The sequence below is a fragment of the Streptomyces sp. ISL-98 genome (assembly GCF_018614055.1).
In the GTDB taxonomy this organism is placed as follows: Bacteria; Actinomycetota; Actinomycetes; order Streptomycetales; family Streptomycetaceae; genus Streptomyces; species Streptomyces spiramyceticus.
Genome location: NZ_JAGGPB010000081.1, coordinates 40,067 through 65,882, shown reverse-complemented (window position 1 = coordinate 65,882; position 25,816 = coordinate 40,067). Strand labels below are relative to the sequence as shown.

The 25,816-nt window shown below is 67.7% G+C and carries 26 protein-coding genes and 2 pseudogenes; 15 read left to right on the top strand and 13 right to left on the bottom strand.

The annotated features are described in order from the left end of the window. Both J7I98_RS37445 and J7I98_RS37440 read left to right on the top strand, forming a co-directional pair. The coding region (locus tag J7I98_RS37445) for a hypothetical protein (RefSeq protein ID WP_214929534.1) at positions 1–311 on the top strand (311 nt) is incomplete at its 5' end. Positions 312–515: 204 nt separating this feature from the next. Continuing rightward, a pseudogene (locus J7I98_RS37440) lies at positions 516–1,158 on the top strand (class I SAM-dependent methyltransferase). A 334-nt stretch (positions 1,159–1,492) separates the two neighbouring features. On the opposite strand, the gene J7I98_RS37435 reads toward J7I98_RS37440, so the two are convergent. From J7I98_RS37435 to J7I98_RS37425, 3 genes are all read right to left on the bottom strand, one after another. Continuing rightward, the gene (locus J7I98_RS37435) at positions 1,493–2,053 is read right to left on the bottom strand and encodes a hypothetical protein (RefSeq protein WP_214929533.1); all 561 of its coding nucleotides are present in this window, start codon (positions 2,051–2,053) and stop codon (positions 1,493–1,495) included. Between the two features lie 495 nt (positions 2,054–2,548). After that, on the bottom strand, positions 2,549–3,274 hold the full coding sequence (locus tag J7I98_RS37430; protein ID WP_214929532.1) for a dienelactone hydrolase family protein: 726 nt from the start codon (positions 3,272–3,274) through the stop codon (positions 2,549–2,551). A 43-nt stretch (positions 3,275–3,317) separates the two neighbouring features. Then, on the bottom strand, positions 3,318–3,656 hold the full coding sequence (locus J7I98_RS37425; RefSeq protein WP_214929531.1) for a hypothetical protein: 339 nt from the start codon (positions 3,654–3,656) through the stop codon (positions 3,318–3,320). Positions 3,657–3,842: 186 nt separating this feature from the next. On the opposite strand from J7I98_RS37425, the gene J7I98_RS42745 reads away from it, so the two are divergent. The 4 genes from J7I98_RS42745 to J7I98_RS37410 all read left to right on the top strand — a co-directional run bounded on the left by J7I98_RS42745 (position 3,843) and on the right by J7I98_RS37410 (position 6,549). Then, complete coding sequence (locus tag J7I98_RS42745; RefSeq protein WP_308378070.1) at positions 3,843–4,031, top strand: hypothetical protein; 189 nt, start codon at positions 3,843–3,845, stop codon at positions 4,029–4,031. Then, the gene (locus J7I98_RS37420; protein WP_308378071.1) at positions 4,012–5,040 is read left to right on the top strand and encodes a S28 family serine protease; all 1,029 of its coding nucleotides are present in this window, start codon (positions 4,012–4,014) and stop codon (positions 5,038–5,040) included. The genes J7I98_RS42745 and J7I98_RS37420 overlap by 20 nt, the downstream gene beginning before the upstream one ends. Continuing rightward, positions 4,991–5,395: a GNAT family N-acetyltransferase gene (locus J7I98_RS43180; protein ID WP_214929530.1), complete on the top strand. Its 405-nt coding sequence runs from the start codon at positions 4,991–4,993 to the stop codon at positions 5,393–5,395. The genes J7I98_RS37420 and J7I98_RS43180 overlap by 50 nt, the downstream gene beginning before the upstream one ends. Before the next feature lie 194 nt (positions 5,396–5,589). Beyond that, complete coding sequence (locus J7I98_RS37410) at positions 5,590–6,549, top strand: SDR family oxidoreductase (protein ID WP_214929529.1); 960 nt, start codon at positions 5,590–5,592, stop codon at positions 6,547–6,549. Positions 6,550–6,950: 401 nt separating this feature from the next. Here J7I98_RS37410 and J7I98_RS37405 read toward each other — a convergent pair whose 3' ends face one another. Together J7I98_RS37405 and J7I98_RS37400 are read right to left on the bottom strand one after the other, a co-directional pair. After that, positions 6,951–7,331 (bottom strand): VOC family protein, encoded by a 381-nt coding sequence (locus J7I98_RS37405; RefSeq protein WP_214929528.1) that lies wholly within the window; start codon positions 7,329–7,331, stop codon positions 6,951–6,953. A gap of 192 nt (positions 7,332–7,523) precedes the next feature. Next, positions 7,524–8,390: an N-acetyltransferase gene (locus tag J7I98_RS37400; protein WP_214929527.1), complete on the bottom strand. Its 867-nt coding sequence runs from the start codon at positions 8,388–8,390 to the stop codon at positions 7,524–7,526. Between the two features lie 205 nt (positions 8,391–8,595). On the opposite strand from J7I98_RS37400, the gene J7I98_RS37395 reads away from it, so the two are divergent. After that, a complete protein-coding gene (locus J7I98_RS37395) occupies positions 8,596–8,967 on the top strand; it encodes a hypothetical protein (RefSeq protein WP_214929526.1) in 372 nt (123 codons plus the stop codon). Between the two features lie 960 nt (positions 8,968–9,927). After that, positions 9,928–10,401, top strand: a complete 474-nt coding sequence (locus tag J7I98_RS37390) for a hypothetical protein (protein WP_214929525.1) — start codon at positions 9,928–9,930, stop codon at positions 10,399–10,401. A 16-nt stretch (positions 10,402–10,417) separates the two neighbouring features. Here J7I98_RS37390 and J7I98_RS41860 read toward each other — a convergent pair whose 3' ends face one another. After that, positions 10,418–10,717, bottom strand: coding sequence for a hypothetical protein (locus J7I98_RS41860; RefSeq protein ID WP_308378069.1), 300 nt, complete (start codon positions 10,715–10,717; stop codon positions 10,418–10,420). A 332-nt stretch (positions 10,718–11,049) separates the two neighbouring features. On the opposite strand from J7I98_RS41860, the gene J7I98_RS41855 reads away from it, so the two are divergent. Next, positions 11,050–11,607, top strand: coding sequence for a hypothetical protein (locus tag J7I98_RS41855; RefSeq protein ID WP_251021754.1), 558 nt, complete (start codon positions 11,050–11,052; stop codon positions 11,605–11,607). 599 nt (positions 11,608–12,206) lie between these two features. On the opposite strand, the gene J7I98_RS41850 is transcribed toward J7I98_RS41855, so the two are convergent. Further along, complete coding sequence (locus J7I98_RS41850; RefSeq protein ID WP_285438137.1) at positions 12,207–12,413, bottom strand: transposase; 207 nt, start codon at positions 12,411–12,413, stop codon at positions 12,207–12,209. Between the two features lie 86 nt (positions 12,414–12,499). Further along, a complete protein-coding gene (locus J7I98_RS37375) occupies positions 12,500–13,366 on the bottom strand; it encodes a GyrI-like domain-containing protein (protein WP_214929524.1) in 867 nt (288 codons plus the stop codon). Positions 13,367–13,717: 351 nt separating this feature from the next. Here J7I98_RS37375 and J7I98_RS37370 point away from each other — a divergent pair, with 351 nt between their 5' ends. Then, positions 13,718–14,794, top strand: a complete 1,077-nt coding sequence (locus tag J7I98_RS37370) for a PLP-dependent aminotransferase family protein (RefSeq protein ID WP_214929523.1) — start codon at positions 13,718–13,720, stop codon at positions 14,792–14,794. Between the two features lie 56 nt (positions 14,795–14,850). Here J7I98_RS37370 and J7I98_RS41845 read toward each other — a convergent pair. Together J7I98_RS41845 and J7I98_RS37365 are read right to left on the bottom strand one after the other, a co-directional pair. Further along, positions 14,851–14,979 (bottom strand): annotated as a pseudogene (locus tag J7I98_RS41845) (transposase); the annotation flags it as partial. A 59-nt stretch (positions 14,980–15,038) separates the two neighbouring features. Continuing rightward, the gene (locus tag J7I98_RS37365; protein ID WP_214929522.1) at positions 15,039–16,370 is read right to left on the bottom strand and encodes a cytochrome P450; all 1,332 of its coding nucleotides are present in this window, start codon (positions 16,368–16,370) and stop codon (positions 15,039–15,041) included. Positions 16,371–17,129: 759 nt separating this feature from the next. Here J7I98_RS37365 and J7I98_RS37360 point away from each other — a divergent pair. Continuing rightward, positions 17,130–18,368 carry a glycosyltransferase gene (locus J7I98_RS37360; protein ID WP_214929521.1) on the top strand — a complete coding sequence of 413 codons (1,239 nt, stop codon included), beginning with the start codon at positions 17,130–17,132 and terminating at the stop codon, positions 18,366–18,368. 526 nt (positions 18,369–18,894) lie between these two features. Further along, the gene (locus tag J7I98_RS37355; protein WP_251021752.1) at positions 18,895–20,310 is read left to right on the top strand and encodes a polysaccharide pyruvyl transferase family protein; all 1,416 of its coding nucleotides are present in this window, start codon (positions 18,895–18,897) and stop codon (positions 20,308–20,310) included. A 10-nt stretch (positions 20,311–20,320) separates the two neighbouring features. Here the strand turns inward: J7I98_RS37355 and J7I98_RS43175 are convergent, their stop codons facing one another. The 3 genes from J7I98_RS43175 to J7I98_RS37340 are packed head-to-tail and all read right to left on the bottom strand — an operon-like array spanning position 20,321 to position 22,637. Further along, a complete protein-coding gene (locus J7I98_RS43175) occupies positions 20,321–20,728 on the bottom strand; it encodes a dihydrodipicolinate synthase family protein (RefSeq protein WP_374225215.1) in 408 nt (135 codons plus the stop codon). 33 nt (positions 20,729–20,761) lie between these two features. Continuing rightward, positions 20,762–20,944 carry a hypothetical protein gene (locus J7I98_RS37345; protein ID WP_214929518.1) on the bottom strand — a complete coding sequence of 61 codons (183 nt, stop codon included), beginning with the start codon at positions 20,942–20,944 and terminating at the stop codon, positions 20,762–20,764. Next, positions 20,889–22,637 carry a hypothetical protein gene (locus J7I98_RS37340; RefSeq protein WP_214929517.1) on the bottom strand — a complete coding sequence of 583 codons (1,749 nt, stop codon included), beginning with the start codon at positions 22,635–22,637 and terminating at the stop codon, positions 20,889–20,891. Before J7I98_RS37340 ends, J7I98_RS37345 begins: the two co-directional genes overlap by 56 nt. An 811-nt stretch (positions 22,638–23,448) precedes the next feature. On the opposite strand from J7I98_RS37340, the gene J7I98_RS37335 reads away from it, so the two are divergent. From J7I98_RS37335 to J7I98_RS37325, 3 genes are all read left to right on the top strand, one after another. Next, complete coding sequence (locus J7I98_RS37335; RefSeq protein ID WP_100105551.1) at positions 23,449–23,652, top strand: cold-shock protein; 204 nt, start codon at positions 23,449–23,451, stop codon at positions 23,650–23,652. Between the two features lie 115 nt (positions 23,653–23,767). Beyond that, a complete protein-coding gene (locus J7I98_RS43170; protein WP_214929516.1) occupies positions 23,768–23,953 on the top strand; it encodes a transposase in 186 nt (61 codons plus the stop codon). A 922-nt stretch (positions 23,954–24,875) separates the two neighbouring features. Further along, a complete protein-coding gene (locus J7I98_RS37325; protein WP_214929515.1) occupies positions 24,876–25,379 on the top strand; it encodes a DUF4265 domain-containing protein in 504 nt (167 codons plus the stop codon). The last annotated feature ends 437 nt before the right edge of the window (positions 25,380–25,816 follow it).

Sequence of the window (25,816 nt, the reverse complement as noted above, 5' to 3'; positions counted from 1 at the left end):
CCTACGCGGTCAGAGCACTAGAGGATCCAGACGACGAGCCCCACCTCAGCCCGGAAGTTGCTGCGCTGGTCCGGGACCTCGGCGCACGGGTAGCGAAGGAGATGTCCGGGGAGCTGTCGGACGACAGATCGGGCGCGACCATCGCGACGCCAGAGGAACAGGCCGCGATCGAGGACGCGCAGATGATGGCGGCGGTCGAGGGGGGCGGCACCATACGACAACAGCCAGCGGCGGAAGTCCCGGGCGGCTGGCCCGGTTCGGCGTTGGGCCCGGCTCGCGCCGGGCGCAGGCTGCGTCCCGGCGAGGATTAGAGAGATCCACAAGGCGGAAAGAGGTTCTCTGGGGGTAACCGTGTGGCGCGAGGCGAGTGGGGATCACTTTGTGCAGCTCAGCGCCGGTCTAAGCGACAGCATCGTGTGCAACACATGTGGCGCCACTGTCGCTTCGAGTAGTCGCCAGTGGGGCCTGTCCGATAGTCAGTCGTCAGCGTTAGGAAGGCTCTAGGGTCCTCGCTTGTGACGGAACTTTCCTCGTATCACCGTGCGACAGCTGATGCCTACGATGCCGTCGCTGTTCTCTATGCCGAGCTCGCCCGCAATGCACTCGACGGTCTTCCGCTGGATCGCGCGGTGCTCGCCGCGTTTGCCGAGACTGTGCGGGGCCGCTAGCTCCGGGCCCGTCGCCGAGCTGGGATGCGGCCCGGGACGTGTGACTGCACACCTGCGGGATCTGGGGCTGGACGTCTTCGGCGTCGACCTGTCGCCCGTGATGATCGATCTCGCCCGCGAGACATACCCGGACCTGCGATTCGAGGTCGGTTCCATGGACGCCCTGGACCTGGCCGACGGTCAGCTGCAAGGCATCGTGTCCTGGTATTCGGTCATTCACACCCCACGGCAGGACGTGCCCCCGTACTTCGCCGAGTTCTGTCGGGTACTCGCGCCTGGCGGAACTCTTCTGCTCGCTTTCTTCGAGTCGGGAGGTGAGTCGACCACGGTGTTCGACCACGAGGTGGCGAGAGCGTACTGATGGCTGGTCGACGACTTCGCGGGGCTGGCTGGTGAGGCTGGCTTCGCAGGGGTCGGCCGGATGCTGCGTGAGCGACGCGAGGGGGAACGGTTTCGCGGGGGTCATCTGCTGATGCGCACAGGGGAGTAAGTGGGTTCTCCGGGCGTCGTGGGCGTGCGGTTCAATTTCACGCAGCTCAGAAGCGGTTCAGGACGGCCGTAACGGGTGCAACACCTGTGGTGCGCGGGCTCGGCGGGAGACTCACTGTGCAGGAGGCTGTCCGGGGAACGACGATCGGCGACCACCAGCCTCGCGGTCGGCGGCGGCCGGCCCGGGGCGCGCCGGGCGCGGCCGGACACGGGGGCGGAGACAGCCGACAGCACCGTGCGGGTTGAAGGTCGTCGGCGGGCGCCGGTCGACCGGCTGCCGGGTGGCGTGCGCGCGGAGCCGTCCGTCGGGCGGCTCCGCGTACGGCGCGTCGGGTTCAGTCGGTGATGTACCAGTCGTTCTTGAGGTACTCCAGGGTGTAGCTGCCGAGGTCGCTCTCGGAGAAGGTGGCGGAGGCCCTGACCGCTTCGACCGGCATCTCGATCTTGTCGGGCGTGCGCACGGCGATGCGCTGTGGGTCGACCGTTGCGGTTTTCAGGGCCTTCTTCTGCGCGGGCGAGATCATCTGGAACACGGCGGCGTATGTCGACGTGCACGGGCCGAGCCCCTGGTCCTGTGCCTTCTTCGCGGCGGGCCTGGCCACTTCGCAGACCGTGTCGATGTCCTCACGGCCCAGGGCGTGGAGGTACTGCTCGTACCTCTGGATCGCGCCCTCCTTCGTCCTGGGCGCGGGCTGGTCGCCGGTCGGCTCGGCCGACGGCTTCTCGGTCCGAGCGGACACGGACGGCGTGGCCGACGGCTCTTCGGCCCGCGTGGACGCGGACGGTTGCGAAGGCTTCGCGTCCGTGTCCTCCTTCGCTTTGTCCGGACCGCACGCGCACGCCACCAGCGCCACACAGGCCGATACCGCCACGCTCACCATCGTCCGCGCTCTCATTCCGTCCCCTCACCATCAGCCGACAACACGTCAAGAGGTCACGCAGGATCCGGGGGAACGGTTCCCGGGCCGGTCCAGGCGGGACGCCGGCCGGTTCACGGAGGGCCCCGAGTCCGCGTGTGCCGCTGCGCGAGGACCCGTGCGCTGAAGGCGAGGGCCTGGGCCGCTCGCACGGCGGTTTCACCAGCAAGATCCACCTGAGTGCGGACGGCCGCATCGATGGCCGGGGGCCGGCTTCTGCTGTCCCTGCCGGACATCTGCCAGGCAAACGACGCACCAAGGGGCGCCGCCGCGGCTGGGGAACGTGATGGCAGAGGACGAGCCAGGGCACTGGGCGGGGTATCGGGCGGAGCCGGTTCCCGCCGCCGAGTGGGAACGCCCTCGAAGAGCACCTCGTCACAGTTTCTCTGAGCTGCGGTGATGTCCCGCAATCCGGAGGCCGGTGGCGGTCGACCTGCCTGGTTCGCGGCCCGGAACCCGTGGTTGCCGACCAGATCACTCCGTTACGGGCAGGCACTCGGCGAGCAGGTCGACGACGTCGCGCCAGGCTCGCTGCGCGTGTTGTGGGTGGTAGCCGATGCCGGGGAGCACGGTCTGGTCGACCGGCGGGTGGTGGAAGGCGTGCAGGGCGCCGCCGTAGACCGTGAGGCGCCAGTCGACGCCAGCGGCCTGCATTTCGGCGGTGAACGCGTCCCGTTGCGCGGGCGGCATGATCGGGTCTTGCGACCCGACCCCGGCCCACACCGGGCAGCGAATGCGCGCCGCCTCGCCCGGTCGGCCCGTGGTCAGTGCGTTGACTGTCCCGATCGCGCGCAGGTTGACGCCGTCGCGCCCGAGTTCCAGCACGATTGCGCCCCCGGTGCCGTAGCCGACGGCGGCGATCTTGTCGGGGTCGGTCCGCGGTTCGGCGCGCAACACGTCGAGCGCCGCGTGGCCGATGCCCCGCATCCGGTCGGGGTCGGCGAGCAGCGGGGTGCAACGCGCCAGCATCTCCTCGGGGTCGGTGAACCAGCGCCCGCCGTGGATGTCGAAGGCCAGCGCCACGTACCCCAGCTCAGCCAGGGTGTCGGCCCGGCGGCGCTGGAAGTCGTTCAGCCCCGGCCCGTCGGGCCCGACCAGGACCGCGGGCCGGCGGTCGACACCGGCCGGGAGCGCGAGGTGCCCGATCATCGTCAGGCCGTCGGCCGGGTACTCGACCGTGCGCGTTGTAACCGTCGTCATGAGACTCGACTGTAGGGATCGTCGAGCCCGGTCGGGCCGGTGTTCACCGCTGGCAGAACAGCGCGGGTGTGCCTCTGAAATGCGGCGATGGCTCACAGGATCCGTCACAGATGTCGCAGTACGACTTCTTGATCGGCTCCCCGCAGTGGCCGACGACGTATGCCTCCACTTGGGCGCGTACCAGGCGCTCTTCGATCAGCGGGTAGTACGGGTCGCAGACGCTTCGCCCGGCCTCAAGGTTGCGCTGGCGCTGGATGCGGGTGTCCTTGTTTGCGCGGCGCAGCTCGCCGTAGTGGTAGCCGATCACCCGGTGGAACGGAGTCGACCCGAACTCGTGGGCCGCCAGCGGTCCAGCACGAATCCCTTCGCCTTCGCTGAGCATGTTCTCGTGCCCTTGGCCACCGTGGGGACCGTGCCGGCGGCCGTCAGGTCCTCTGAGAGGACCCGGAATGCACCTGCTCGGCGAACGGCCCTCCGCCCCAGGGCAGACCGTCCTCGACCTCTCCTACCGCCAGCCCACCGACCACCGTCATCCCGATCAGGTTCTTTCGACCAGAGGCTGACGCTGGTGCACAAGTCGGTCCAACGCCCGATGGTGCTCTACTCCAGCGGCTACGGCCTTGGATCGTCACCGCACCGCCTGGCCGAGCCGTCCGAGTTGCTGGACGCCAATCAGATCACCACCGAGCAGCGGTTCTTCGGGACGGCCCGAGGAACCGGACTGGTCCTAGCTCACCATCTGGCAGGCGGCGAGTGACCATCACCGCCTCATCACCGCGCTCAAGAAGCTTTACCCCGGCGCGTGGATATCCACCGGAGGCAGCAAGGGCGGGATGACGGCTGTCTATCACCGCCGTTTCTATCCGAAAGACGTGGCCGGCACGGTCGCATACTCCGCCCCCAACAACACGGACGACCGGGACGACAGCGCATACGACGCCCGCCTTGAGGCGATCGGCTCCCCCGAGTGCCGCGCTGCCATCAAGTCCGTTCAGCGTCAGGCGCTGATACGCCGCGAGGCCATGACGGAGCGGTACGGACGATGGGCAGAGGAAGAGAAGAACACCTTCCAGACCATCGGCAGCGTGGACCGTGCGTTCGAACTCGCCATACTGCACCAGCCCTCGGGTGGCTGCGCATCCATACCCACAGCCGCAGCGACAGACGACACCCTCTACGCATGGGCCGCCCAGGTGCCCCAGCTTCCCGTCTACACCGACCAGACGCTCGAAGGCTTCTCACCGTACTTCTACCAGCTGGGCACCCAACTCGGGTACGCACAACTCTCCACCCCGCACCTGGACGGACTACTGCGCCATCCAGGCATCCAGGAGATCCGCTCCTACGTACCGCGGGACATCCCCCTACGCTTCCAGCCTGCTGCGATGGCTGACATCGACCGCTGGGTTCGCCACCACGGCAGCTCGCTCATGTTCGTCAACGGCGAGAACGACGTGGCGGTCGCGGACTCTTCCGCCTCGGCAGGGGCACCCACGACTCCTACTCCTTCAACGTGCCCGATGCCAATCACCACATCTCCATCACTGGTTTGCGTCCGGCCGACGCGGAACAGTCCACCGCCGCTGGGCCGATCAGACGGGGACGGCGTTGTAGTTCAGGTCGCCGGCTCGTGCGCTGTCCTCAGCTCGCAATGCTCTCCCGCCGCTCGCCCGTCCGGCGCTTCGCACGCCGGCTGCGGGGTGGCGCGCCGACGATTTGTGTATCCAACTGGCTATCACCACGGACGGTCACCTGCCGTTGGGTGAGGTCCTCCTCTTCCGCAAGGATGCCAATGACCGCACCGCAAGCCTCGGTTATACCGTCGGAGCCATCCACCGCGGTCAGCGTCTGGGATCCCGTGCCTTGAAGGTGATGACCGACTACGCTCACCACACCGCTCAAATACCCCGGGTGACGCTGAGTATCGCGGCGGAGAACAGCGTCAGCGTCGCGGTCGCGTGCTCTGCGGGGTATCACCTCACGAATGAGCCGCCGGTCAGCAAGGTCAACAGAGGACGCCAACTGGTCATACAGATCTGGGCACATGACTACCCTCACGGTGATCACAGCCCTCAAAAGGAGCCGCACCGTCGGGGAACGGGCACGGCAAGCGAGCGTTAGCCCTGTTCAGCGGCATCTCGCATGTCCGGGCCGGCCAGCAGTTGCGCCGGCGACCTCACCCGCTGATCATTCTGGTAAAATCCCCGATCTCGATCCGCAGCCTTGGTCCTGCGGCCGTGGGGAACGGCAGAGGCCGTCCGGTGCGTGTCTGGGCCAGGTGCAAGATCTCCGCTCACGCGTTGAAAGGTCTTGCCGTGATCAGGTTCGAGCAGAATGAGAAGGCACCGAAAAGCGAAGGTGTCTGCCTGCTGACCATCGTCAGCCCGCGTAAGGATGAAGGCAACAGCCCGACCGGGATCGTCGGCCGGTGCTTGGCACGACAACTGTTCGCCATGGGGCGGCATGTGCGGGTGATGGCCGAGCCGGACCAGTGCGGTGGCTGGCCTGAGGCGGTCGACGTCGTCGAAGGCTCCATCACCCGGCCACTGGAATGTGCCCGAGCTTTCGATGGTGTCGAGGCCGTGTTCCTCGCCGGCGCTCATCCGTCGACGGTCCAGGACGCCCTGACTCTGGCGCGGGACGCCGCCGCCAGGAAGATCGTCCTGTTGTCGTCTCACGGGCCGGAGTACGAGCAGGCGAATCCGCCGGAGACCTGGTTCTGGCTGGCGATCGAGCAGGCGGTGGAGTGTTCGGGCATCGCCTGGACGCACATCCGGCCGTCGGCTGTGATGGGTGCCGCCATCGAGGGCACCTACCCGGCGACAGGGTCAGACTGGCCCGACACCGTACGCGCCGACGGGGTGGTCCGGGAGGCTTTCCTCAACCAGGGCCACTACCCCTTCATCCATGAGGAAGACCTCGCCGCCGTAGCGACCGCGGCCCTGATCAGCGATGACTACACCGGGACGGTCATCGAGGCGGTGGGCCCGCCGCTGAGCACACGTTCACGGATACTGAGCATCGCCGCCGCTCTCGGCCGCGACCTCGATACGATCGACCTGGCGCCGGACGAGAGCCGGGCGATCTGGCAACGTCTTGGCTGGCCCGACGGTGCGATTGACGTGACTCTGTACGCCCTTGAGGAGTACGGCGCCCGATTCGCCGAACTCGTTCAATGGACGCTCGACCAGCGGCCGTCCGTGCAGGACATCATCGGCCGCCCACTGCGCACCTACGACGACTGGGTGAGTGAGAACATCGACTCATTTCGCTGACCTCGGCGAGCTGAGCAGTAGCCGCCCGCCCGGACCTTCAGGCCCCGGTCGAGGGGAGGTTCGGGGTGCGACATCCAGGCATCCTGCTCCCATAGCTGAGTCCCCGCTGGGCCTTCCACTGTTCAAGGTCGTTGCTTCCGGTCATGATCGAGGAGACAAGGCCTGCCGACGCACCGTGGGACGCCTACATCGCAGCGCCGGGCGACGACCCGACCCTCCGGGAGGCGACGTTCGGTGGTGGCCGGGGGCTGCTCTCGTTCCGGGCCGATAACGACGCCGAGATGATCGACGTGTTCGCGATCATCGGGATCGGACAGCGCTTCTCTTGCTACTGCCGACCGGGCACGTCGCCTATACACCCTCCCCCCCCCGGGCGCGGCCCTCGTTGCCGACGAGGGCCGTCAGAGTGGGTCGAGGCGGGCCTTGAGCAGGCAGAACTCGTTGCCTTCGGGATCGGTGAGGACGTGCCAGGACGCCTCCCCGGGCTGACCGATGTCGACGAGTTCGGCCCCGGCAGCCAGGAGGCGTTCGAGCTCGGCGTCCTGATCGCGGTCGGTGGCGTTGACGTCGATGTGCAGCCGAACATGCCCGTTCTTCGGTTCGTCGTTGCGGATGAGGAAGATCGTCGGCTGCGGGCCGCCGAACCCTTCGCGCGGCCCTATCTCGATGCAGCCCTCCTCCTCGCGATCGAGCACTATGAAGTCCAGGACCTCGCACCAGAACCGCGCCAGCACCTCGGGGTCGTGGCACTTGAGCACGAGCTCACTGATACGGCATGCCATTGATGAAACCTACTCTCAGCGTGGGAACTGCCGGGGTGGCCGCGCGCGAATCTCATGGGCTCCCTGCAGTGAGAACACTCTCGCGACCGTACCGGGCGAGGCGAGCAGGGGCGAGGCGATTTCAGTCCCTCGCCTGGCCGCCGGGCGAGAGCCGTAGGTCGCGCAGTAGGGCAGCTGACTTTGAGACACGCCCTAGGCGTCCCGGTATTGGTCCCGGACCTCGGGGCGTTGCTGGAAGCCGGCTGACTTGTAGGTGGCGACGGCGCCGACATTGGAGCTCGGGGTGCAGACGATCGCGCTCGACGAGCCCAGCTCCTGGAGTGCGGCCGCCGCGGCGACGGTGATCGCCTCGCCGTAGCCGTGACGGCGATGTTCCCGGTGCACGCCCATCGGTTCGAGCAACCCGGGCCTACCCGGACCAGCCGACCACACCGTCACCGCCGCCACCGCGTTGCCCCGGTCGTCGTACGCGACCAGACACCGGGCGTCGGCGTACGGCAATCCGGCAGCCATCGCGTGCCAACGCTCGTCCGTGAACCCCGACCCGTCGAACGCTGCCCGATGTACGGCGGCAAACACGTGCGCCTGCTCCGGCCCGACCACCTCGATCCGCACGCCTGGGTCCTTCACCGGCTCCGTGAGGTCGCGGCGCAGCGGCGTCCACGGCTCGTCGGCGTTCCAGCCGTCCTCGAACAGCAGACCTTGGACCAGTGCACCCATCGGCGCCTCGATGTTCACCTTCCCCTCGGGCAGCACCGTGCGCTCCGGCTCGGTCACGTCCTCAACCAACTGCTGCGCCAGTTCCTCGTCCTGCCGAGCGTCTGGCGCGATCGTCAGCCGCAACAGCCCGGGACCGTCCAGCAGCCCGACGGCGAGAATCTGTCCGTCCCGGCTCCACGTCCTGACCGCCGCGGCGGTCGCCTCCGCACCTAACCGCCAGAACCAGCCCAGGTCCCCCGGATGCAGTTGCATCGGCGCCCCGTCGTACTGCCACTCCCGCAGCACGCCCACAACCTCGCTCAGCCCGTCGACTCCCGGCTTGCCCAACACAATCGCCATACGCCCGATCACACAGCACCGCACCGACAGTCCGCACCCGGTTTCCGACCGGCCGACGTGGTGCGGGTTTGGGGATTCGGGAAGGCAGCTGATGATCGAAGAGACACGGCCTAGTTGGTCAACGAGAAGGACACGGGCTCGACGGTTCCGCCCGCCCGGGCCAGCCTCCAGGTGTGACGGTTGCTGCGGCTGCAGGACCTGCTCGATGAATGGATCACCTGCGGGTGGCAGAACCGGCCCTACGACGGGCTGCGGGGCACTGGCGGTGCTGGCGGTGATGGCAGCGACCGCTCAAGCGGAGGCGAAGGCGGCCGACGGCGGCTGGTCGGCGAGCAACAGTTTCGCCCCCGGCAGCGGCTACATCGACGAGAACAACAACGGCTTCAGCGTCAGCGGCTCAGTGACCGACTACTCCAGCAATGCGTCGACGTCATATGTCTACGTGACCTGGCAGGAGTACCACCACGGCGCCTGGACGACCATCAACCGCCAGGCCGGTGGACGCGCGGCGAACGGCACGACGGCCGGCATCTCGCTCTCCCCACCACACCGTACGACGTACGCCGCATCCAGGTGACGGTCTGCACCTCGGCGGGCGACTGGTACTGCGGCAGGCCCGGCTAGTACTGCACGACCATGGCCACTGGGACAGAAGAAAGGCCTAGCGTTGCCGGAGGAGACCGGGGACGGATGCCCGACCGAATCCAGCAGCTGCTGAACAGCTGCGAATGGGACGCCGACGAGTTGCCGATGACGTGCGTGAGTACGTCATCGAGCACCTCGGCGTGCTGATTCTCGCCGGGTGAGCTGGGACTTCTCACTGGCGGTCCCCGTTGAGTTCACTGGATGCCTGGCTCGGTCAACTGCAGCGCCGTTGGCCTGGACGCCGAAATGAGTCAGCGGCTGGGCAGGGGAGGACAGTCGGCACCGCGCCGTTGGCGCGGGCAACCACAGCGCGGCGAGAGCGAGATCGGGCAGTTGCTGCTGGGCCTGCGCAGTCAGACGACGCCGTCCGAAGCCGCGGGCACGCGAGTGCCGGCCACGCTGCCTGGGTAGCGATTGTTGACGATGTCAGCCGTCGGCTCGCCAGCAGCTGCCGCTGGAGAGGGCTTGGCCTTGGACCGAGCTGAAGACGGTCATGCAGGAAGAGCAGCAGCGTTCCGCGGTTGCCTCGTTCTGGGGAAGCGGCGCGGCGGGGGAGGACAGTGTCACAGGGCGTCCGCACAGAGTGTCGTCGGTCGCCTCATTGCTGATGACATGCCAGATCAGTTGAGCTTTGCCGACGGTGGACTCAGCGCGCATCTCGTAGATCGGTCTGCTGTATCCATGAGACGCCACCGTGGCTGAAAGGGCGGCGCCACCGTTTCATTGTCACGGTCCGGCCCTGCTCGCACCGGCGGTATTCCGGTGAAAATTTTTGATGAGCCACCCTTGCGCCACCCGTCACAACTGGTGACAACATGTGACCAACAGTGATGGCTGCTGGTCGGGGCATAACTGCTCGCTCTGTCCGGCCTGGTATGCAGGGGTGGTCCGTATGGGCAACACCACGCGTGCGATGGAATGGCTCGCCGACGCGGCGCTGGATCCAGTCGCCTGCGCCAGAGAGTGGCGGCGTCACGAGCCAGATGTCACCCTGCTGCCGGCCGGCCGCCGGTGGGATGTCGTGATCATGCCCGAGCGCCTTGGCTTTGCCATCCTGCGGGGCAAAAGCGCCTGTCGACTACGGCCCGGCCCGGTCCTGTTCGACACCTGCGCCAGGCTTACAGGCTTCTTCGTACCTCCCGGCGCCACCACCTGCTGGCTCGCCTCCGGTATCCGCTGCGCCGGCAAGGGCACCTGGATCGCCACCCCATGGCCACGGCCGACACGCGGACGCCTGCGATGGCTCGTCCTGCCGGACGGCAATGGCTCCCTCAACGACCTCCCCACCCTGGAACACCTCTTGCACGACGTGACGAAGCGCGATTTGGCCCGACCCGGAGCCGGGGGGAGCGCGCGCGGGCAGTGACCGTGATGCATGGCGGTCATTGTTCCTCTGACGCGGGAGTGCCATGGAGTGGCACGGCTGCCTCGGCCGAGATCCTTGAGGAACTGTCGTTGGCCGTCCAGGAATCCGTCCGCGAAGAGCGAGCGGGGGGAGAGAAGAGCGCGGTGAGCGTGGTCTTGAGGTCCGACTGCTCGATGGACTGCTTGAGCAATGAATGGGCCGCATCCGGGTGACGCTTGACCGTCAATGCACCGCCTGCGTCCAGCACCTTGCGGTAGATGCGCTCCGTGTCGGCGGTGTCCACGTAGAAGTCATGGCCTGCGAGGGTCAGCAGCACCGGTACGCCGCGCAGGGCGCGGAGGTCCTGCGTGGCGTCCCGGAGTAGTTGTTGGAGATGAAGCCCCAGCGATCGGCGGTCATTCGGTTCGCGTCGGCGCCCGGTTGTGCGCTTTGATTCGGACCGACCGGTGCACGTGCGGGTGTACGCCGACACCCGCACGCACGATGACAACGAGCGGCAAAAGCTGTCTCGCCACGTGCCTTGGGGTGACACATACCGTGCCCAGCGCAGACGACGTCGGCGGGACAGCCATCCGGGGGGCTCAGCGGCACGGTCATGCCGGTAGCGGCCAATGCGGCGCATAGCTTGAGATGAGCCACAGCTGAGCGATGGCTCTTGGAGCGGTCCACGGCCCCCGTCGTGGTGGAAGCGCGGCAACAGCCGCCGTGGATGCGGTCGCGGCGGTCGCGGATGCAACAACGGCGATCGAGGCGGGCAAGCAGGCGGGTCATGCCGCCGCACCACCCAGCGGCGGGGCCTCCGCGCTGGCCCAGCTCGTTACCCTCATCCCGACCGAGACGCTGATCTTCTACGTCGCAGTCGAGACGGCTCTCGGGGAGCCCAAGGCGCCGACCGGCGGCCTGGTGTGCCAGGCCGGCTTCGGGGCGCGCTGGTGGTGGCTCCTAGGACTCTTCGTCCTCACCATCGCCCTGGCGATCGGGCTCAGCTACCGCAAGCAGAAGGAAGCGAACGCCTCTGCCCCCTTCCGATTTCCCTGGGCCGAGGTGCTCGCGGCGTCGGCCGGCTTTCTGATCGGGGTGCTGTCTCTCCCGAGCACGCCATTGCGCGACTCTGTGGCTACGATCCATCCAACTGGAGTCCGCTCGTCCTGCTGGGTGGCACGATCGTTGTCGCGGCCACCATCCATATCGCTGGAAAGACCGTGACTTGGACGAAGGTGTTGACAGAAACGGGCAATGGGTAAGCGGCTCGGAACCACAGCGGAGCGAGCGCTGCCAGACGCAAAGTCCCCGCCTGCCCGTTGGCCGCAGGGTCTGTCGTACCGAGTCGCGACGGCTCGGGCCTGCTTCAAGAGACCGATCCAGCACTCGACTTTGTGCCTGTGCCTGTCGCGCGGATCTTCCAGGAGGAGTACGCACGGTCGGCAAGGACATGGCCCGGGCGGACGCGGGGGCGTCCGCCGCCCATCCTGGGAACACGGATGCGTTCCATGAACTCGGCGAACAGGCGAACAAGGGGGCGTCTGCTCGCTGTCCGGCGGTGACCACGGTGGCCACGACCTGGAAGGAGGCGACCACGACGAGGCGGAGCTTGGTGGTCAGGCCGCCGGGGGAGAGCCCAATCGCGTGATGGTCCGGCTCGGTCGCCAGCCCGTCAAGAGGCGTCCGGCCCGGCTCAGCAGTCCCAGTTTGCGGGCCCCAGCAGAGTGCTGATGGGCCCGGCAGATGGTGGAGTCGACCGAGACCTCCCACTCGATGTGCCCGGCCGCATCAGCTTTGACCTGGAGGTTCTTCAAGACCGTGCCTCAGGTGCCATCGATCTGCCAACGCCGGAACATCGTGTACGCGGTCTGCCAGGGTCCGTACCGCTCGGGCACATCCCGCCATGGTGAGCCGGTTCGCGCCCGCCGCCAGGTCTCGTCGAAGACCTGCCGTCGGTCCCTCGGCGGCCGGCCCATCCTCGCCGTCTGCGGCAACAGCGGCTGTAGCAGCGCCCATTGTTCGTCCGTCAGATCGCCGGGAGTTATCCCGAGATCGTTCCACGATTTTGATCAACGTCTCCAGCGCGCGGCGACCTGGGGCCGCCGCGCGCTACTGCTCAGACTGCTGTCCGCTCCACGGGGATCCAGAGTTCCGCGTCCGCCTGTGCCGCGTCCTGCGAAAGCCGGGTCCGCAGGATCTCGGGTCCCGGCCGGCTCCGGTAGGGATTGGACGGGAACCACTGCGTGAACACATCCCGCCACAGGTACTGGAGCGCCTGCGGAAACGGCCCGGAGCTCTCGAAAACGGCCCACGTCCCGGCCGGGACGGTGAGCGCGTCCATGTCCTCGGGCACGGCGGCGCGGGTCACCACCCCGTGGCAGTAGTCGAGTTCGGTTCCCTCCGCCCGGCTCGGGTCGAGGTTCTCACTCACCCCTACGATCCCCTCCGGCTCCTGATCGGACAGACGCTGAATGCGCTGCAGCGTCTCCTGGCCGATGCCCCGGATGAAAGCGGCGATGGCCGGGTTCACCCCCTCGTGCACGAGGGGGACGCGTACCTTCTTGCCCACCACACGGAACTCGTCCTTCTCCACAACGCGGTATCGCATGCTGCTACTCCCTTCGACGATGAGGCGGAAGGACATCCGTGGCTGGGACTGCAGACTCGCACCGACCCGCCTGGCCTCGCCGGGACCGACGCCGTGCATGGCGCGGAACGCACGCGCGAACGCCTCACCCGAGGTGTAGCCGTAACGCACCGCGACCTCCAGCAGCGTCCGATTGCCGGCCAGCACCTCGGCACCCGCAACCGTGAGCCGCCTGCGCCGGACGTACTCCGACAGCGGAATCCCCGCCAGCGCGGAGAACATCCGCCGGAAGTGGTACTCCGACGTCACCGCGATCCGCGCCAGGTCGGCCACCTCGATCCGCTGATTAAGGCGGCACTCGATGTGCTCCATGGCCTGGTTCAGCCGCTCCAGCACCCCGGCCTCCTTCCCTTTCGATCAACCACGTTAGGAAGGACCCAGCCTGCCGGACCCGACATCCTGTGCCCGGTCGGGTCGGGTACGCCCCTCCCGACAAGCCGCGCACACCACACCTGCGTCAACCACAACGAGGGACACAGGCGCCGTGATTGCATCTCAAGCACGGTCAGCCGAGCCACCGTGGTCGCCGCCTACGACCAACTGCGCGGCGTGGGAACCGTGGACAGCCTGCGAGGGAGTGGGACCCGGGTCACTCCTGGGACCGGGCCTGCGCGGAGTGCCAACGGTCGGGTGCCGGGCGGTGGTGCGACGGCTCTCGTGCAGCGGCTGGTAGACGGTCCCGGCGACATGATTTCACTTGCCGTGGCCTCGCCGGGTGCCGTGCCTCAACTCCGCGAGGCGCTCGACGATGTGATGAGGGACGACCTTGACACCCTCCTTACCGAGACCGGCTACCACCCGAGCGGGCTGCCGGCTCTGCGCGAGGCAGTCGCCAGCCATTACACCGGGCTAGGTCTCCCTACTACGCCCGAGCAGATCTTGATCACCACGGGCGCTACTCAGGCGCTGTCCCTGACTGCTCAGTTGTATGTACGGAGAGCCTCACCTGTCGTCGTCGAGACCCCGAGCTGGCCCGGTTGCCTGGACGTCCTTCTGGCGGCGGGTGCCCGGCCCCGCCGGGTAGCGCTCGACGAGGAGGGCATCCGCGTCGACGGGCTGACCGGGGCACTCCCCGGGGCCGCACTGCTGTGTGTCACCCCAACCTTCCACAATCCCACCGGCACCCTCATGTCCACCGCCCGACGCCGCCGTATCGCCGAACTGGCCTACCGGCACCGGGTCCCGGTCATTGAAGACTTCGCCTACGACACCCGTCTCACCGACGTACCAGAGCCCCCGCCCGTCGCTGCGTTCTCCACTCCCGACGCCGAGGTTCTCACCATCGGTTCCCTGTCCAAGGCGGTCTGGGGCGGTCTGCGCATCGGCTGGCTGCGCGGTCCGGCCGACACGGTGGAGCGGCTCGCTCGCCTCAAGGCACATGCGGACATGGGGACGCCGGTGCTCGACCAGGCGCTCGCGACCCGTCTACTGCCACGCCTTATCGACATCAAGCGCACCAGGGCCTCTGGTCTGCTGGCCGGCCTCACCCGCCTCGAGAGGCTGCTCGCCGACCGGCTGCCGGGCTGGACCTGGCAGACGCCCACAGGTGGTTCGGCATTGTGGGCCCGCCTCCCCGACGCCACCAATGCCGGGGTCTTCGCCCAAATAGCACTCCGGCACGGCATCGAAGTGGTCCCCGGCTCCGCAACCGACCCGAGCGGCGACCACGACGACCACATCCGAGTGCCGTTCGCCCTCCTTGCCACCCGTATCGACGATCTTGTAGGTCGACTGCACGCTGCATGGGCAGAAATGGCCGACTGAAGCGTGTGACAGAACGTCTGACGACGGCGGCGGCCAGGAAAATCGCAACCCTGGCAGGCGACGTGCCGGTCACGGCAGTAGCGGTGGTTGAGTCGGTGGTAGCCGGTCAGCCACGACATCGTCCGCTCGATGACCCACCTTCGGCGGCCGAGACGTTCGCTGGAATCGATGCCTCGCCGGGCTCTCCCGATCTCTTCTGAGTATGCGCTGTCTGTCCTCCGGACCGTTCCCAGGATGGCCCGCTTCAGGTGAGCGGCGGTACCAAGGTTGCGTGGGCGGGGCCGTCGGGGCGGACGGTGATGCCGTAGACCGCCTTCGTGGGGGTGGAGGAGAAGGCCAGGGTGTGGACCGGCAGCAGATGTTCGAGCAGGACGGTCGATTCGCGGAGCGCGAATTGCAGACCGAGGCAGGCACGGGGGCCGATGCCGAAGGGGAAGTAGGCGCCCGGGTGGGAAGGTCGGCCGTCCGGGGTGATGAAGCGCCGGGGGGCGAAGTGCTCTGGGTCTGGCCACAGTTCGGGATCGCGGTGCGTGAGGTACGGGCAGACCAGGATGTCGGTGCCCGCCTCGACGGCGTAGCCGGCAAGCGTGTCGTCCTCGGTGGCGTGGCGGGGCAGGATCCAGGCGGACGGGTAGAGCCGGAGCGTCTCGTGGACCAGAGCCTGGATGGCCTGGCGGCGTTGCACCGATCCTTCGCCGCCGACGGCGAGAGCTTGTTCGCGGGCGGCGGGGTACCGGTCGAGGAGCAGGTAGAGCCAGGTCAGGGTGGTGGCGGTGGTCTCGTGCCCGGCCACGAGCAACGTGACCAGCTCGTCGCGGATCAGCCGGTCGGTGTACTCGGGGCGCTCGGTGGCGGCGTCGATCAGGACGTGCAGCAGGCCCGGGCCGTCGGGGCCGGCCGCCCCGCTGCGGGCGGCCTCGATGACGTGCCGGGCGACCGCGTCGATCCGGGCGAGATCGGCGGCAACGGCGTCCTGGGCGTCGGTGACATCAGCGGGCAGAGTCGGAAGGGCGGCTGCCACGGCTCCCACGGCGGCCAGTTCGCGCTCGGTCCCGTCATCGAGGGGGTGCCCGGTAAGAGAGCGCCAGATGGCGTCCAGGGCGAAGCGGCGCATCTCCCGCCCGACATCGAGGGTCTGCCCGGTACGGGCGTACTCGCCCCAGCGCTCGGCGGTGGTCCGGGCAGCCTCGGTGATCCGCTGTTCGTAGCGGCGCATCCCGGTACCGGTGAACTGGGACTGCAACAAGCGGCGTTGCCGCTTCCATGCAGCACCGGTGGCGGCGAGGACACCGTCGCCGATCAGCACACGGGCGCGGTGGGAGCGCTTGACGTACCGCTCCGGGTACCGGGCGAGTACGTGCTGGACCGCCTGCGGGTCGGTGACGAGAACGGTGGGTGCCGGCCCGAGTCGGAACGCGGCGATGCCGCCGAACCGCTCGCGCACCTGGGACAGCAGCTCGACCAGTTCGCCTCCACCCGAGCGCCACCGGTCCACAAGTCCAGGCTCGGCTTCGGGGACCGGCCGCCCCGTTCCGGGAACGTACGGAAGGGAGTCGAGACTGGCTTCGGTGTCCATGTTTCCTCTCCTGGTCAACCGCTGGGCTTGGCCGTGACGGAGCGTCGGCACCACGGACTGTACGGGAGTGGGCACATCCGGTGACAGTCCGCCTCGGCGGGCCCCCTGTCCGGACATGGCCCGGATCCCGCCGCCCTGCGCCGGGCAGCCGGACCCGGGCGGAGAGGCGGTGGTGGAGGCAGCGGTCGGCTGCCAGGATCGGAAGCTGTCGAAGCCGTGACCGGGCTGCTGCGCGTACCTCCTCCAGCCGACACACTGGATGACCGCTCCACGACCGCAGGCTCCCCCGGCGGGCATACCCCTTCGCTTGGTCTCCTCGAACTGTTAGTGAAACCAGGGATCACCAAGACCACATCCGGACCGCTTGGTGTTCCAGGGCATCTTGTTGGTGCTGCACACCGGGATCGCCTGGGAACATCTGCCCCGGGAACCCGGGGAGAGACGCGACGACATCCACGAAGCGTTCCTCACCCTGGGGATGCGCACTGATCTGCTGGCGTCGCCTGAACTCACTGCGACGGGAGTTCTTGAGACGGCGTGTGATGTATCGGAGGTTCTCCTGGGCGGCGCTGCCGCCGTACGCGGCGCTGCCGCTTCGCGAGGAGGTTGTCTGTCCACAGCGGACCATGAAGGGCAAGGGGGGAGTACTCACTCCTGCCACTCTCAACGTATAGCGCTCCGGGGGGCTTGCGGCAAGACCGGGGTCGTGCCGCAGAATCACCGGACGAAGCCAGAACCTGCGGAAATGAGAGTCGCGAAATGCGTGTGGTGTTGTCGACGTACGGGTCGCGCGGGAGCGTCGAACCGATAGCGGGACTCGCGGTGCAGTTGCGGGAACTCGGCGCGGAGGTGCGGGTGTGCGCTCCGCCGGACGAGGAATTCGCGGACCTGCTGGCCGGGGTCGGTGTGCCGCTGGTGCCGACCGGCCGACCGGTGCGCCCGCTCGTGACCTCGGTGACGCCGGGGTCGGCGGTGGGCCTGGCGCAGCGTGCGGCCGAGTTGATGGCCGCACAGTTCGACACGGTCGCCGCGGCGGCCGAGGGATGTGATGCGCTGGTGGCGACCGGCCCCTTGCCGGCCACGGCCGGCGCGCGGTCGGTGGCCGAGAAGCTGGGGATCCGCTACGTGCACGTGAGTCACCAGCCGGCCGTTCTGCCGTCGCCGTACCGCCGGCCGCCCGCGCGGCGGGGCCAGCCGTTGCCACCGGACGTGACCGACAACCGGGTGCTGTGGGACCTGGACGCCCAGATCGCGAACGCGATGTTCGGCGAGGAGCTCAACACCCAACGGGCGTCGGTCGGCCTGCCACCGGTGGACAACGTCCGCGACTACGCCTTCACCGACCGGCCGTGGCTGGCCACGGACCCGACCTTGGACCCGTGGCAGCCGACGGACCTCGACGTCGTGCAGACCGGCGCGTGGATCCTGACCGACGAACGCCCGCTCCCTGCCGAGTTGATGGCGTTCCTCGACGCCGGCGAACTGCCGGTGTACGTGGGCTTCGGCAGCATGCCCATGGGCTCCCTGAAGGACGTCGCCCGGGTGGCCGTCGAGGCGATCCGCGCGCAGGGCCGCCGCGTACTCGTCTCCCGCGGCTGGGCCGACCTGGGCCTGATCGACGACCAGGACGACTGCTTCGTCGTCGGCGAGGTCAACCAGCAGGCACTGTTCCGCCGGGTGGCCGCCGTCGTACACCACGGCAGCGCGGGCACGACGACGACCGCCACCCGGGCGGGCGTGCCTCAAGTGGTGGTACCCCAGGGGGCGGACCAGCCGTACTGGGGAGGCCGCGTGGCCGAGTTGGGCATCGGCGCGGCACACAACGGTCCGACTCCGACCTTCGAGTCCCTGTCGGCCGCGCTCAGGACGGCCCTGACCCCTGAGACCCGCGCACGAGCGACCGCCGTGGCCGGCACGATCCGCACCGACGGGTCGACGGTGGCCGCGAAGCTGCTGCTCGACACGGTCAGCCGAGAAAGGCCGCCCGTGCCTGCGTGAACCACGCCGGATCGTCGAGCCAGGGACAGTGCCCGGCGCCGGGCTGCACCGCCAACTCGGCATGTCCGAAGAGACCGGCATACTCCGCGAAGTTCCGTGGCAGCAGCCCGACGTCGTAGCACCGGCGAGCAAGCCGGAGTCCGTGCAGTCGGTGATTGACGTTCAGTCCGACACCCGTGGGCAGCAACGGCCCTGCTTTGCCCCGGGACTGCAGCCGGTCGATGAAACCTGGCCACGGAGTCGGCAGTGGGACGCATGGCGTTGACAGCGGCGACCGGGTCGGGAGTGGCGAATCCGACGTATTCGGCCGCGGGGAGAACTTCCGCGAATTCGCGCACTAGTGCGAGGATTATCATGGTCGGGGTTGTCCTGGTATGTCCCCTGCCTTCAGGGGTGCAGGGCGCGTGCCCATTCCCTGCTCATTCAGCTGCGAAAGGCGGACGAGCACATGAAGCGCATACTTCTACGATCCGGCAAGAGCCCTTTCCGTGCGGCCGAATCAGCCGAGTACCTGCACCAGGACCTGATGGGCACCAACAGCGGCAATCTGCTCTTCAGTGACTCCGTACACAAACTGCTCTCGACCCCGTGCAGCACAATCACGTCCAACGGCATCAAAACGAACCCGTCGGCCGAGCGAGCGGGGCAGATCAACGAAGAGTACGATGTGTTCGTCGCACCGCTCGCCAATGCCTTCCGCCCTGATTTTCGCGCTTCTTTGGACAGGCTGTCCCGGCTGATCGAGCAGCTCACCATCCCGGTGGTGGTGTTGGGCGTCGGCGCCCAGGTGGGGGCAGACTACGACACCGACGCGCTGCTGCCCATGGCCGACTCCGTCAAGCGGTTCGCCTCCGCGGTGCTGGAGAAATCGGCCTCCATCGGAGTACGGGGTGAGTTGACCGCCTCCTACCTCAACGGCCTGGGATTCCGGGACGTGGACATCATCGGCTGCCCGTCGATGTTCCTGTACGGAGACACATTCCCCGAGCTGCGCGAGCCAGGAATATTCGCTCCGGACTCACGAATAGCGCTTAACCTCTCGCCCGACGCGATTCCTGTTGGAGACGTCGCCGGGATCGCGGCGCATGCCCAGCAGAATTTCGAGAACGTGACGTACTACGCACAGAACTTGGTCGATGCCGAGCTGCTTTTCTGGGGCGACACCTCCAGGGAGGCCGGCCACGAGGACTCCTTCCCGCTGCAGCTGAGCCACCCGCTGTTCCGTCAGGAGAAGGTCGCCGTTCCTCTCGATCCGAAGACCTGGATCGACGAACTGGCCGGCTACGACTTTGCCTATGGAACCCGCATCCACGGCAACATCGCCGCCCTGCTTGCCGGAACGCCCGCCGTCGTCCTCGCGCACGACTCACGCACGCTGGAGTTGTGCCGATACTTCGACCTTCCCCACCGAATGCTGCCTGATCTGCCTGCCCGCACCCGCCCGGAAGAGCTGTACGCAGAGGCCGATTTCAGCTCCATGCTCAAGGGGCACCGAGAGCGTTTCGCCCGTATGGCGGCGTTCCTCGACAAGAACGACCTGGAGAACACGTACGACCACGGCGACGGCGGCGCTTCCTTCGACGCCCGGATGGCTGAGCAGACCTTGCCGCCTTCACTGCGACTGTGGGACGGACACGACGACGGCAACATGCGCTACCGAATCAGCCGCCTGCGCGAACAGCAGGCAGCAGCCGATCGGCGCATTGACCGCGCCATCCAAAAAAACGACGCCCTGAACAAGAGGCTCGTTGCCTCCGAGAAGAAGAACGCCGCACTCGGTCAGCACCTTGGCGTGCTCGAGAAGCGGCTCGCCAAAGCCGAGACCCGCCTGACCACTACGGAGAAGAAGGTGACCGGCATCAACAGACGCCTACTCGTCCGTATCGGCCCCGCCCTCCGCCGCCGCCTCCGCCGGTCCAGCAAGAACATCTCTTCCCGATAACCCGGTTGCCTCAGCAACACCATCCACCGTTGCTCACCCCGAGCTGCGACGACGGCTCTGCCGCCACAGCCGTCACCGCCGGGCCTGCACGAGCGGCCTGCAGCCTGCTGTTCGTTTCTGTGTTGGCCGGAACGCGAAAGTGCCTTCTCTGCTGGGACGATGAGCCCGCTGTGCAGCCAATTGGTTCACGTTCCAGGCTCGTCGTCACCGCCGACGGAACGGGGCGGTCGGCGTTTCGGAGCGTGTCTGCTGGCTGATGTCGCCGATGCCTGATGTAGTCGACGGGGGCGAGCAGCGCTCCGTCGACTCCGGCCTGCCGCACGTCGGTTGCGAGCGGTAGCACCTCCTGCGTGGTCACCGCTCCGATACCGGCCATGATCGGCACTCGGCCCGCTGTTTCCTCGGGTGTTGGTCCCACGGCTTCCTGCCGTGGGACCAACGGGAGCCGCCGCTACTGGAAGCCGCGTCCGATCGCGGGGACCGCCGCCAGGGACAGGGCTTCGTCTGCCATCGCCGGTGCGGGCTCGGCGGCCATGGGCACCGCCATCTCGATCGGGGGCAGCAGGCTCGCGGCGCACTCACGGTCGAGATCGGTGAGGAAGGCATCGATCTTCTCGCGCGTGGCAGAAGTCATCATGAAGATGTGCGCGTAGCGGCGCACAGTCTCCGGTTTGCCAGGCTTCATGAGCAGGCCCTCCGTTGACAATGACCACTTCGCCACCAGTTGGTCGCTGGGGCGGCGGAAGCGGACGGTGAGGGCACCTTGCGTGCGGGCCGGCCACAGCTGCACGCCGTGCTTCTTCTCCAGGTCGCGCAACCGCTCTTCGAGGTAGACCGCCAGCCCCTGTGCCGTACGTAGCATGTTGACGTGGTCCTGGTAGGAGTGGCGGGCCAGGTGGTCCCAGAGGACCAGGGGCGAGAAGCCGTTGCGGGAGCCGGCGAAGGTGGTGTCGGGGGAGCCGATGTACTCCGGGAGCGACGGTGGCATCAGCTGGTATTTGACCTTGGTCATGAACAGACCGCACGGCCATGGAGCGCCGGGCCACTTGTGACCGCTCAATGGCGATCGAGCAGACCATGTCGATCTCGCCGTGGCTCTTGCTGCTCATCTTGAGGCCGAAGTCGAATTCGGGGAGGTTGACCTCGGGTGTCCAGCCGAAGCGGGGGTCCCGGTAGGCCATCCGCTGGAATGGCCCGTAGCCGGCGCCCAGAGCACCGTCGACGTGGATCCAGAACCCGCGGCGGAAGTCGACCAGGTCCTCGCCGGTCTTGGGATCCTTGCCGTAGTGGACGCGGCGGTCCACCAGCCCGTTGTCCTCGAAGATCGGCAGCAGGCGCTCGCAGACCTTCCGGACGTCGTCGTGAGCGCCTTTGAATGTGCTGCCGTAGTTGAGCACGATCATGATCGGGTGGCCGTTCCCGGCGAAGAACCTGACCAGGGTCTCCAGGGCGTCGATGTCGATGTCCCCCGGGCCGTCCGCCGAATGGCCCGAGGGGCCCCTGCGGGACGGGACCTCGGTCGGCCAGTGCGCGAGCGGATTGCCGTCGGCGTCCTTGAGCGGACATCGGCCCCGGTACATGGCCTCGCCGGCGGCGTGGAAGGTGTCGACGCCCATGACCCGTACGGCCTTGGCGAGCGAGTAGTGCGTGTCCTCGGAGTAGAACGCGACCGGCTTGAAGGCGTTGGGGTTGTCAACGTGCGGGGCCGCCTGGACGAAGCGCATGGCACCGAACGGCCCCGGCTGATCAGAGCTGAGCAGCGCCTTGCCGCCGAGGTAGTCCCGGGCGTTCCACAGGGCGTACATGTTGCCCTCGGTCGAGCCCATGGACAGCATGTAGCCCCAGTACGACTCGGGATCGGCCGGGTTGTGCGGCCACTTCGCGTGCCACAGCGCGGCGTAGTAGTCCAGCACGGCCCGCTCGACGACCTTCGTGTTCGGCTTGTAGCCGCCGCTCTGGAACGGATCTCCGATGTTGTTGAGGTGGCCCTCCATGAAGCGGGACAGGTCGGTGGGGTAGCCGTTCATGTCCTGGTTGGCCTGGTATCCGAGCATGTGGTCGCGCCGCTCGGCCAGGTAGAGCTCGATCGAGCTCAGGGCCTTGCGGCGATTGGCATGGCTCAGGCCGCCGATGGGGATCTCGAAGTCACGGGTCGTGAGGCCCGGCTCGACCGGGTACATGGACTGCGGATCCCCGGTGGGGCCGCTGACCAGGCTGATTTGCCCGTTGGACAGGCCGTGCGAATCCAGCATCTGCTGCCAGCTCTCGCCGTCAGCGCCGAACGGAAACTGCGAAACCTGCGGTGTACGGATGGTGTCATCCGTCATGAGGGTGGGACTCCTCGCTGCACGAAGCGGAGCGAGCGCGGAAGCCGCGCGAGCACCGCAACCGCGCCCAACGGCGCGGAGGGATGGGAATGCCGGCGGAAACCCGCTGTGTCACCTGAGGACGGGAAATGGACACGCTGAGTTACGACCCGGCACTGTCAGTCTCGGATATCCGGGCCCGTGTGGCGCGCTGAACTGGTCGAAAGGAGTGAGCCGGAGGCTCTTTCGCTATGCGCCTTTGCCTGGTGCTGCCCAGCGTATCGACGCCCACCCAGGATGGTCTCCGCCCAGCGCCGGGCCGAGTCCGCGTCAGCCTGCGTCGGACGGACATCGACCGCTGGGACAGAAAGTTGCTTGGCTGCGGGCCACTCCGTGACGAGCGTCGAGTAGTAGACGCTGTCACGCCAGGTGTCATCAGCGCGTCGAGGGTGGCGGCGCACCACGCCCTCTCGGATGCCGCCGATGCGCTGAATCGTGGCCTGGGCGCGTGTGTTCAGGATGGCCCAGCCGTTCCCTGTCGAGTGCTGGGACACCAGCGACGCCACCGACCCGCCTCGCACAGGAGCCCGACTTGCGGCGGCAGGCGCTCAACGACGATCTGCCCATCTGGCCCATACGGCATGGGCGTTGTCGTGGTGAGGGTAAAGGAGTCCGTGTAGCGTCGGGGATAGCTGTCATGGTTCCGAAGTACCGGTCGCCCGTGAGCGCGAGTTCACGGGCGTTTTGCTGTTCAGAGTCTCTGAGGGCCAGGGCGATCACCTCCGGTTGCCGCGTGGTGCGGGAGCCGATTTCGAGTCCCTTGGAGGACAAAATGGCCAGCGGAACCGTCAAGTGGTTCAACTCGGAAAAGGGTTTCGGCTTCATTGAGCAGGATGGGGGCGGCCCGGACGTCTTCGCGCACTACTCGAACATCGCCAGCTCGGGCTTCCGTGAGCTCCAGGAAGGCCAGAAGGTGAACTTCGATGTCGTCCAGGGGCAGAAGGGCCCGCAGGCGGAGAACATCACTCCCGCCTAGCCGCACCTCGCGCGATGCCCGCCCCAGTACGGACGGCCGGGGCGGGCGTCGTGACCCTATAGGACTTGTCCGGCCGACCATGTGACTGCCTCGTGGCTGGGTAGTTGGTGTGGACATGGGGCGGGGTGATCTGACGGACGCCGAGTGGGAACGGCTGCGGCTGTTCCTGCCGGTCAGTAACGGTCGTTGTGGGCGGTGGCGGGATCATCGGCAGGTAATCGGCGGGCTTCTGCACCGGGTGCGGTCCGGCGTGCAGTGGCGTGACCTGCCTGAACGGTTCGGGCCGTGGAAGACGGTCTAGGAATGCCGTCGGCTGTGGTCGGCGGACGGAATCTGGGAGCGTCTGCTCCAGCAGGTCCAGTCCGCGGCCGACGAGGCGGGCGAGATCGACTGGGATGTCTCGGTCGGTTCCACCATCGTCCGCGCGCACCAGCACGCGGTCGGCGCCCGCGCCAATCCACCGCCCGCTCCCGCTTCAAAGGTGGCCGAACCACACGAACATCAGGGCGGGGCGGCGTGGCAGATCTCGTCGCCCACCTGGTGGAGGTGGTGCGGGAAGTGAGGGACTGGTCCGCTCGCGCGGCGGGTTCACCACCAGGCTGCACCTGCGTGCGGACGGCCCCTGCCGCCGATTGTCCCTGGTCGTCACGCCGGGACAGCGGGCGGACTGCACGCAGTTCCAAGGGGCAGCACCGGGCCGTGGCCACCCGCTACGACAGGCGCCGCTACGTCTACCTTGCCACCGCCACCGCCACCGCCACCGCCACCGCCACCGCCGCGGCACTGGTGATCTGGCTCCGCTCGTGAGCGCCGGGATCAGTCCTCATCCGTCTTCAGGCAGGTGGAAGTAGACGGTCCCCGACCGCCAAGGGCCGTGCTCGGTCGTCTCTGACTCGATCACGACGTCCTGGATCTCAACAGGGCCCAACGACTCGATGGCGTCCGCCAGCCGCCGCAAGAGGGCCGGAACGCTGTCGCAACCCGGGCCAGCGGGGTTGGCCTGCGAGAAATGGCGCACGGTCCAATGCGTCGGAGTACCAATCACGGACTGATCGTAAGACCTGCCATCGCTTGGTCAGCAGGCGACCGCTGGACCGGGCGACTCAAGTCCCGGGGCCGTCGAGACCGTGATCGACCGGACAAGTCCTGGGCGAGGGTGCGGGGGGCATGGCTGGCTTGCAGGGCGGGCGGGGGCCACTGGCACGGTGCACGATCATGGGTTGATGACTTCCATACCGGCGCCGGGGCCTGCCCCTGCCGCACCCGATCAGATCAAGGTCTGGTTCCGGTTCGTACCGCGAGAGGGCTGGCTACCGTACGACACCGAGGGCCTGTGGGCCATACGGCTGACCCACGACACCGCGCGTGTGGCCAGCGTTCCCTTCCTGCGGGACGGCGTGGCCGAAGGGGAGACCATACGGTTCAGCACAGATACCGACGGCCTTCACTGGGCCAAGGAGCGGGTAGAGGCGTCCGGAAACTGCACGGTCCGAGTCCTGCCCGTCCCCAGCGGGCCTCTCGGCCGAAGCCCGCAGGCCGTGCACGAGCAATTCGCGCCTTTCGGTTTGGGAGGCGAGGTCTTCAGCGCGGAACTGCCGCTGGTGGCCATAACTGTGCCGGCTGACGCCGACCTCGTTGGGATCAAGGAACTGCTTCTCCGCGGGCAAGAGGACGGCTGGTGGCACTTCGAAGCGGGCTGTGTCACCGATGCCTGGCGAGACGCGTAGCCGCCACAGATCGGTGGCATGGACCAGTCATGGTCGCGGTGGGTCTTCGTATCCGGTGGCGACGGCCAGTTCGGCGCCTTTGGGGTCGTAGCGGGCCGTCCCCCTGCCCCAGACGTAGGCACCGCGAATCACGTAGCGCATCGCCTGGATGTACGAGGTGGCCTGAACAGCAGCGATCGCTTGGGGACGGGTGTGAGCGGTGCCGCGCTTCGGGGGGAGAGAGAACGCACTTCCCCGATGCCGGGAGCTGAGACTGGTGAGGTCGCATGTTGAGGTGTCGCGTATTCGCGACTGAAGCCCACAGCTCAACGACGCTGAGTGAGCGGTCAGGGGGGTCGACCTGATCATCCCCATCGACAAGCGCACGGGCCAGGCGCCCGGCGTCGCCAGCATCTACCGCGCGCTCGGCCGCACTCCTGGCCGTGGGACCGCCGACC

Excerpts from the sequence above, each read along its gene's own strand:
- J7I98_RS37435 (WP_214929533.1), bottom strand. The coding sequence starts at position 2,053 with ATGAGAGCGCGGACGATGGTGAGCGTGGCGGTATCGGCCTGTGTGGCG.
- J7I98_RS37430 (WP_214929532.1), bottom strand. The coding sequence starts at position 3,274 with ATGACGACGGTTACAACGCGCACGGTCGAGTACCCGGCCGACGGCCTG.
- J7I98_RS37425 (WP_214929531.1), bottom strand. The coding sequence starts at position 3,656 with ATGCTCAGCGAAGGCGAAGGGATTCGTGCTGGACCGCTGGCGGCCCAC.
- J7I98_RS37405 (WP_214929528.1), bottom strand. The coding sequence starts at position 7,331 with ATGGCATGCCGTATCAGTGAGCTCGTGCTCAAGTGCCACGACCCCGAG.
- J7I98_RS37400 (WP_214929527.1), bottom strand. The coding sequence starts at position 8,390 with ATGGCGATTGTGTTGGGCAAGCCGGGAGTCGACGGGCTGAGCGAGGTT.
- J7I98_RS37395 (WP_214929526.1), top strand. The coding sequence starts at position 8,596 with ATGAATGGATCACCTGCGGGTGGCAGAACCGGCCCTACGACGGGCTGC.
- J7I98_RS37390 (WP_214929525.1), top strand. The coding sequence starts at position 9,928 with ATGGGCAACACCACGCGTGCGATGGAATGGCTCGCCGACGCGGCGCTG.
- J7I98_RS41855 (WP_251021754.1), top strand. The coding sequence starts at position 11,050 with ATGGCTCTTGGAGCGGTCCACGGCCCCCGTCGTGGTGGAAGCGCGGCA.
- J7I98_RS37370 (WP_214929523.1), top strand. The coding sequence starts at position 13,718 with ATGATTTCACTTGCCGTGGCCTCGCCGGGTGCCGTGCCTCAACTCCGC.
- J7I98_RS37365 (WP_214929522.1), bottom strand. The coding sequence starts at position 16,370 with ATGGACACCGAAGCCAGTCTCGACTCCCTTCCGTACGTTCCCGGAACG.
- J7I98_RS37360 (WP_214929521.1), top strand. The coding sequence starts at position 17,130 with ATGCGTGTGGTGTTGTCGACGTACGGGTCGCGCGGGAGCGTCGAACCG.
- J7I98_RS37355 (WP_251021752.1), top strand. The coding sequence starts at position 18,895 with ATGGGCACCAACAGCGGCAATCTGCTCTTCAGTGACTCCGTACACAAA.
- J7I98_RS37345 (WP_214929518.1), bottom strand. The coding sequence starts at position 20,944 with ATGACTTCTGCCACGCGCGAGAAGATCGATGCCTTCCTCACCGATCTC.
- J7I98_RS37340 (WP_214929517.1), bottom strand. The coding sequence starts at position 22,637 with ATGACGGATGACACCATCCGTACACCGCAGGTTTCGCAGTTTCCGTTC.
- J7I98_RS37335 (WP_100105551.1), top strand. The coding sequence starts at position 23,449 with ATGGCCAGCGGAACCGTCAAGTGGTTCAACTCGGAAAAGGGTTTCGGC.
- J7I98_RS43170 (WP_214929516.1), top strand. The coding sequence starts at position 23,768 with ATGGGGCGGGGTGATCTGACGGACGCCGAGTGGGAACGGCTGCGGCTG.
- J7I98_RS37325 (WP_214929515.1), top strand. The coding sequence starts at position 24,876 with ATGACTTCCATACCGGCGCCGGGGCCTGCCCCTGCCGCACCCGATCAG.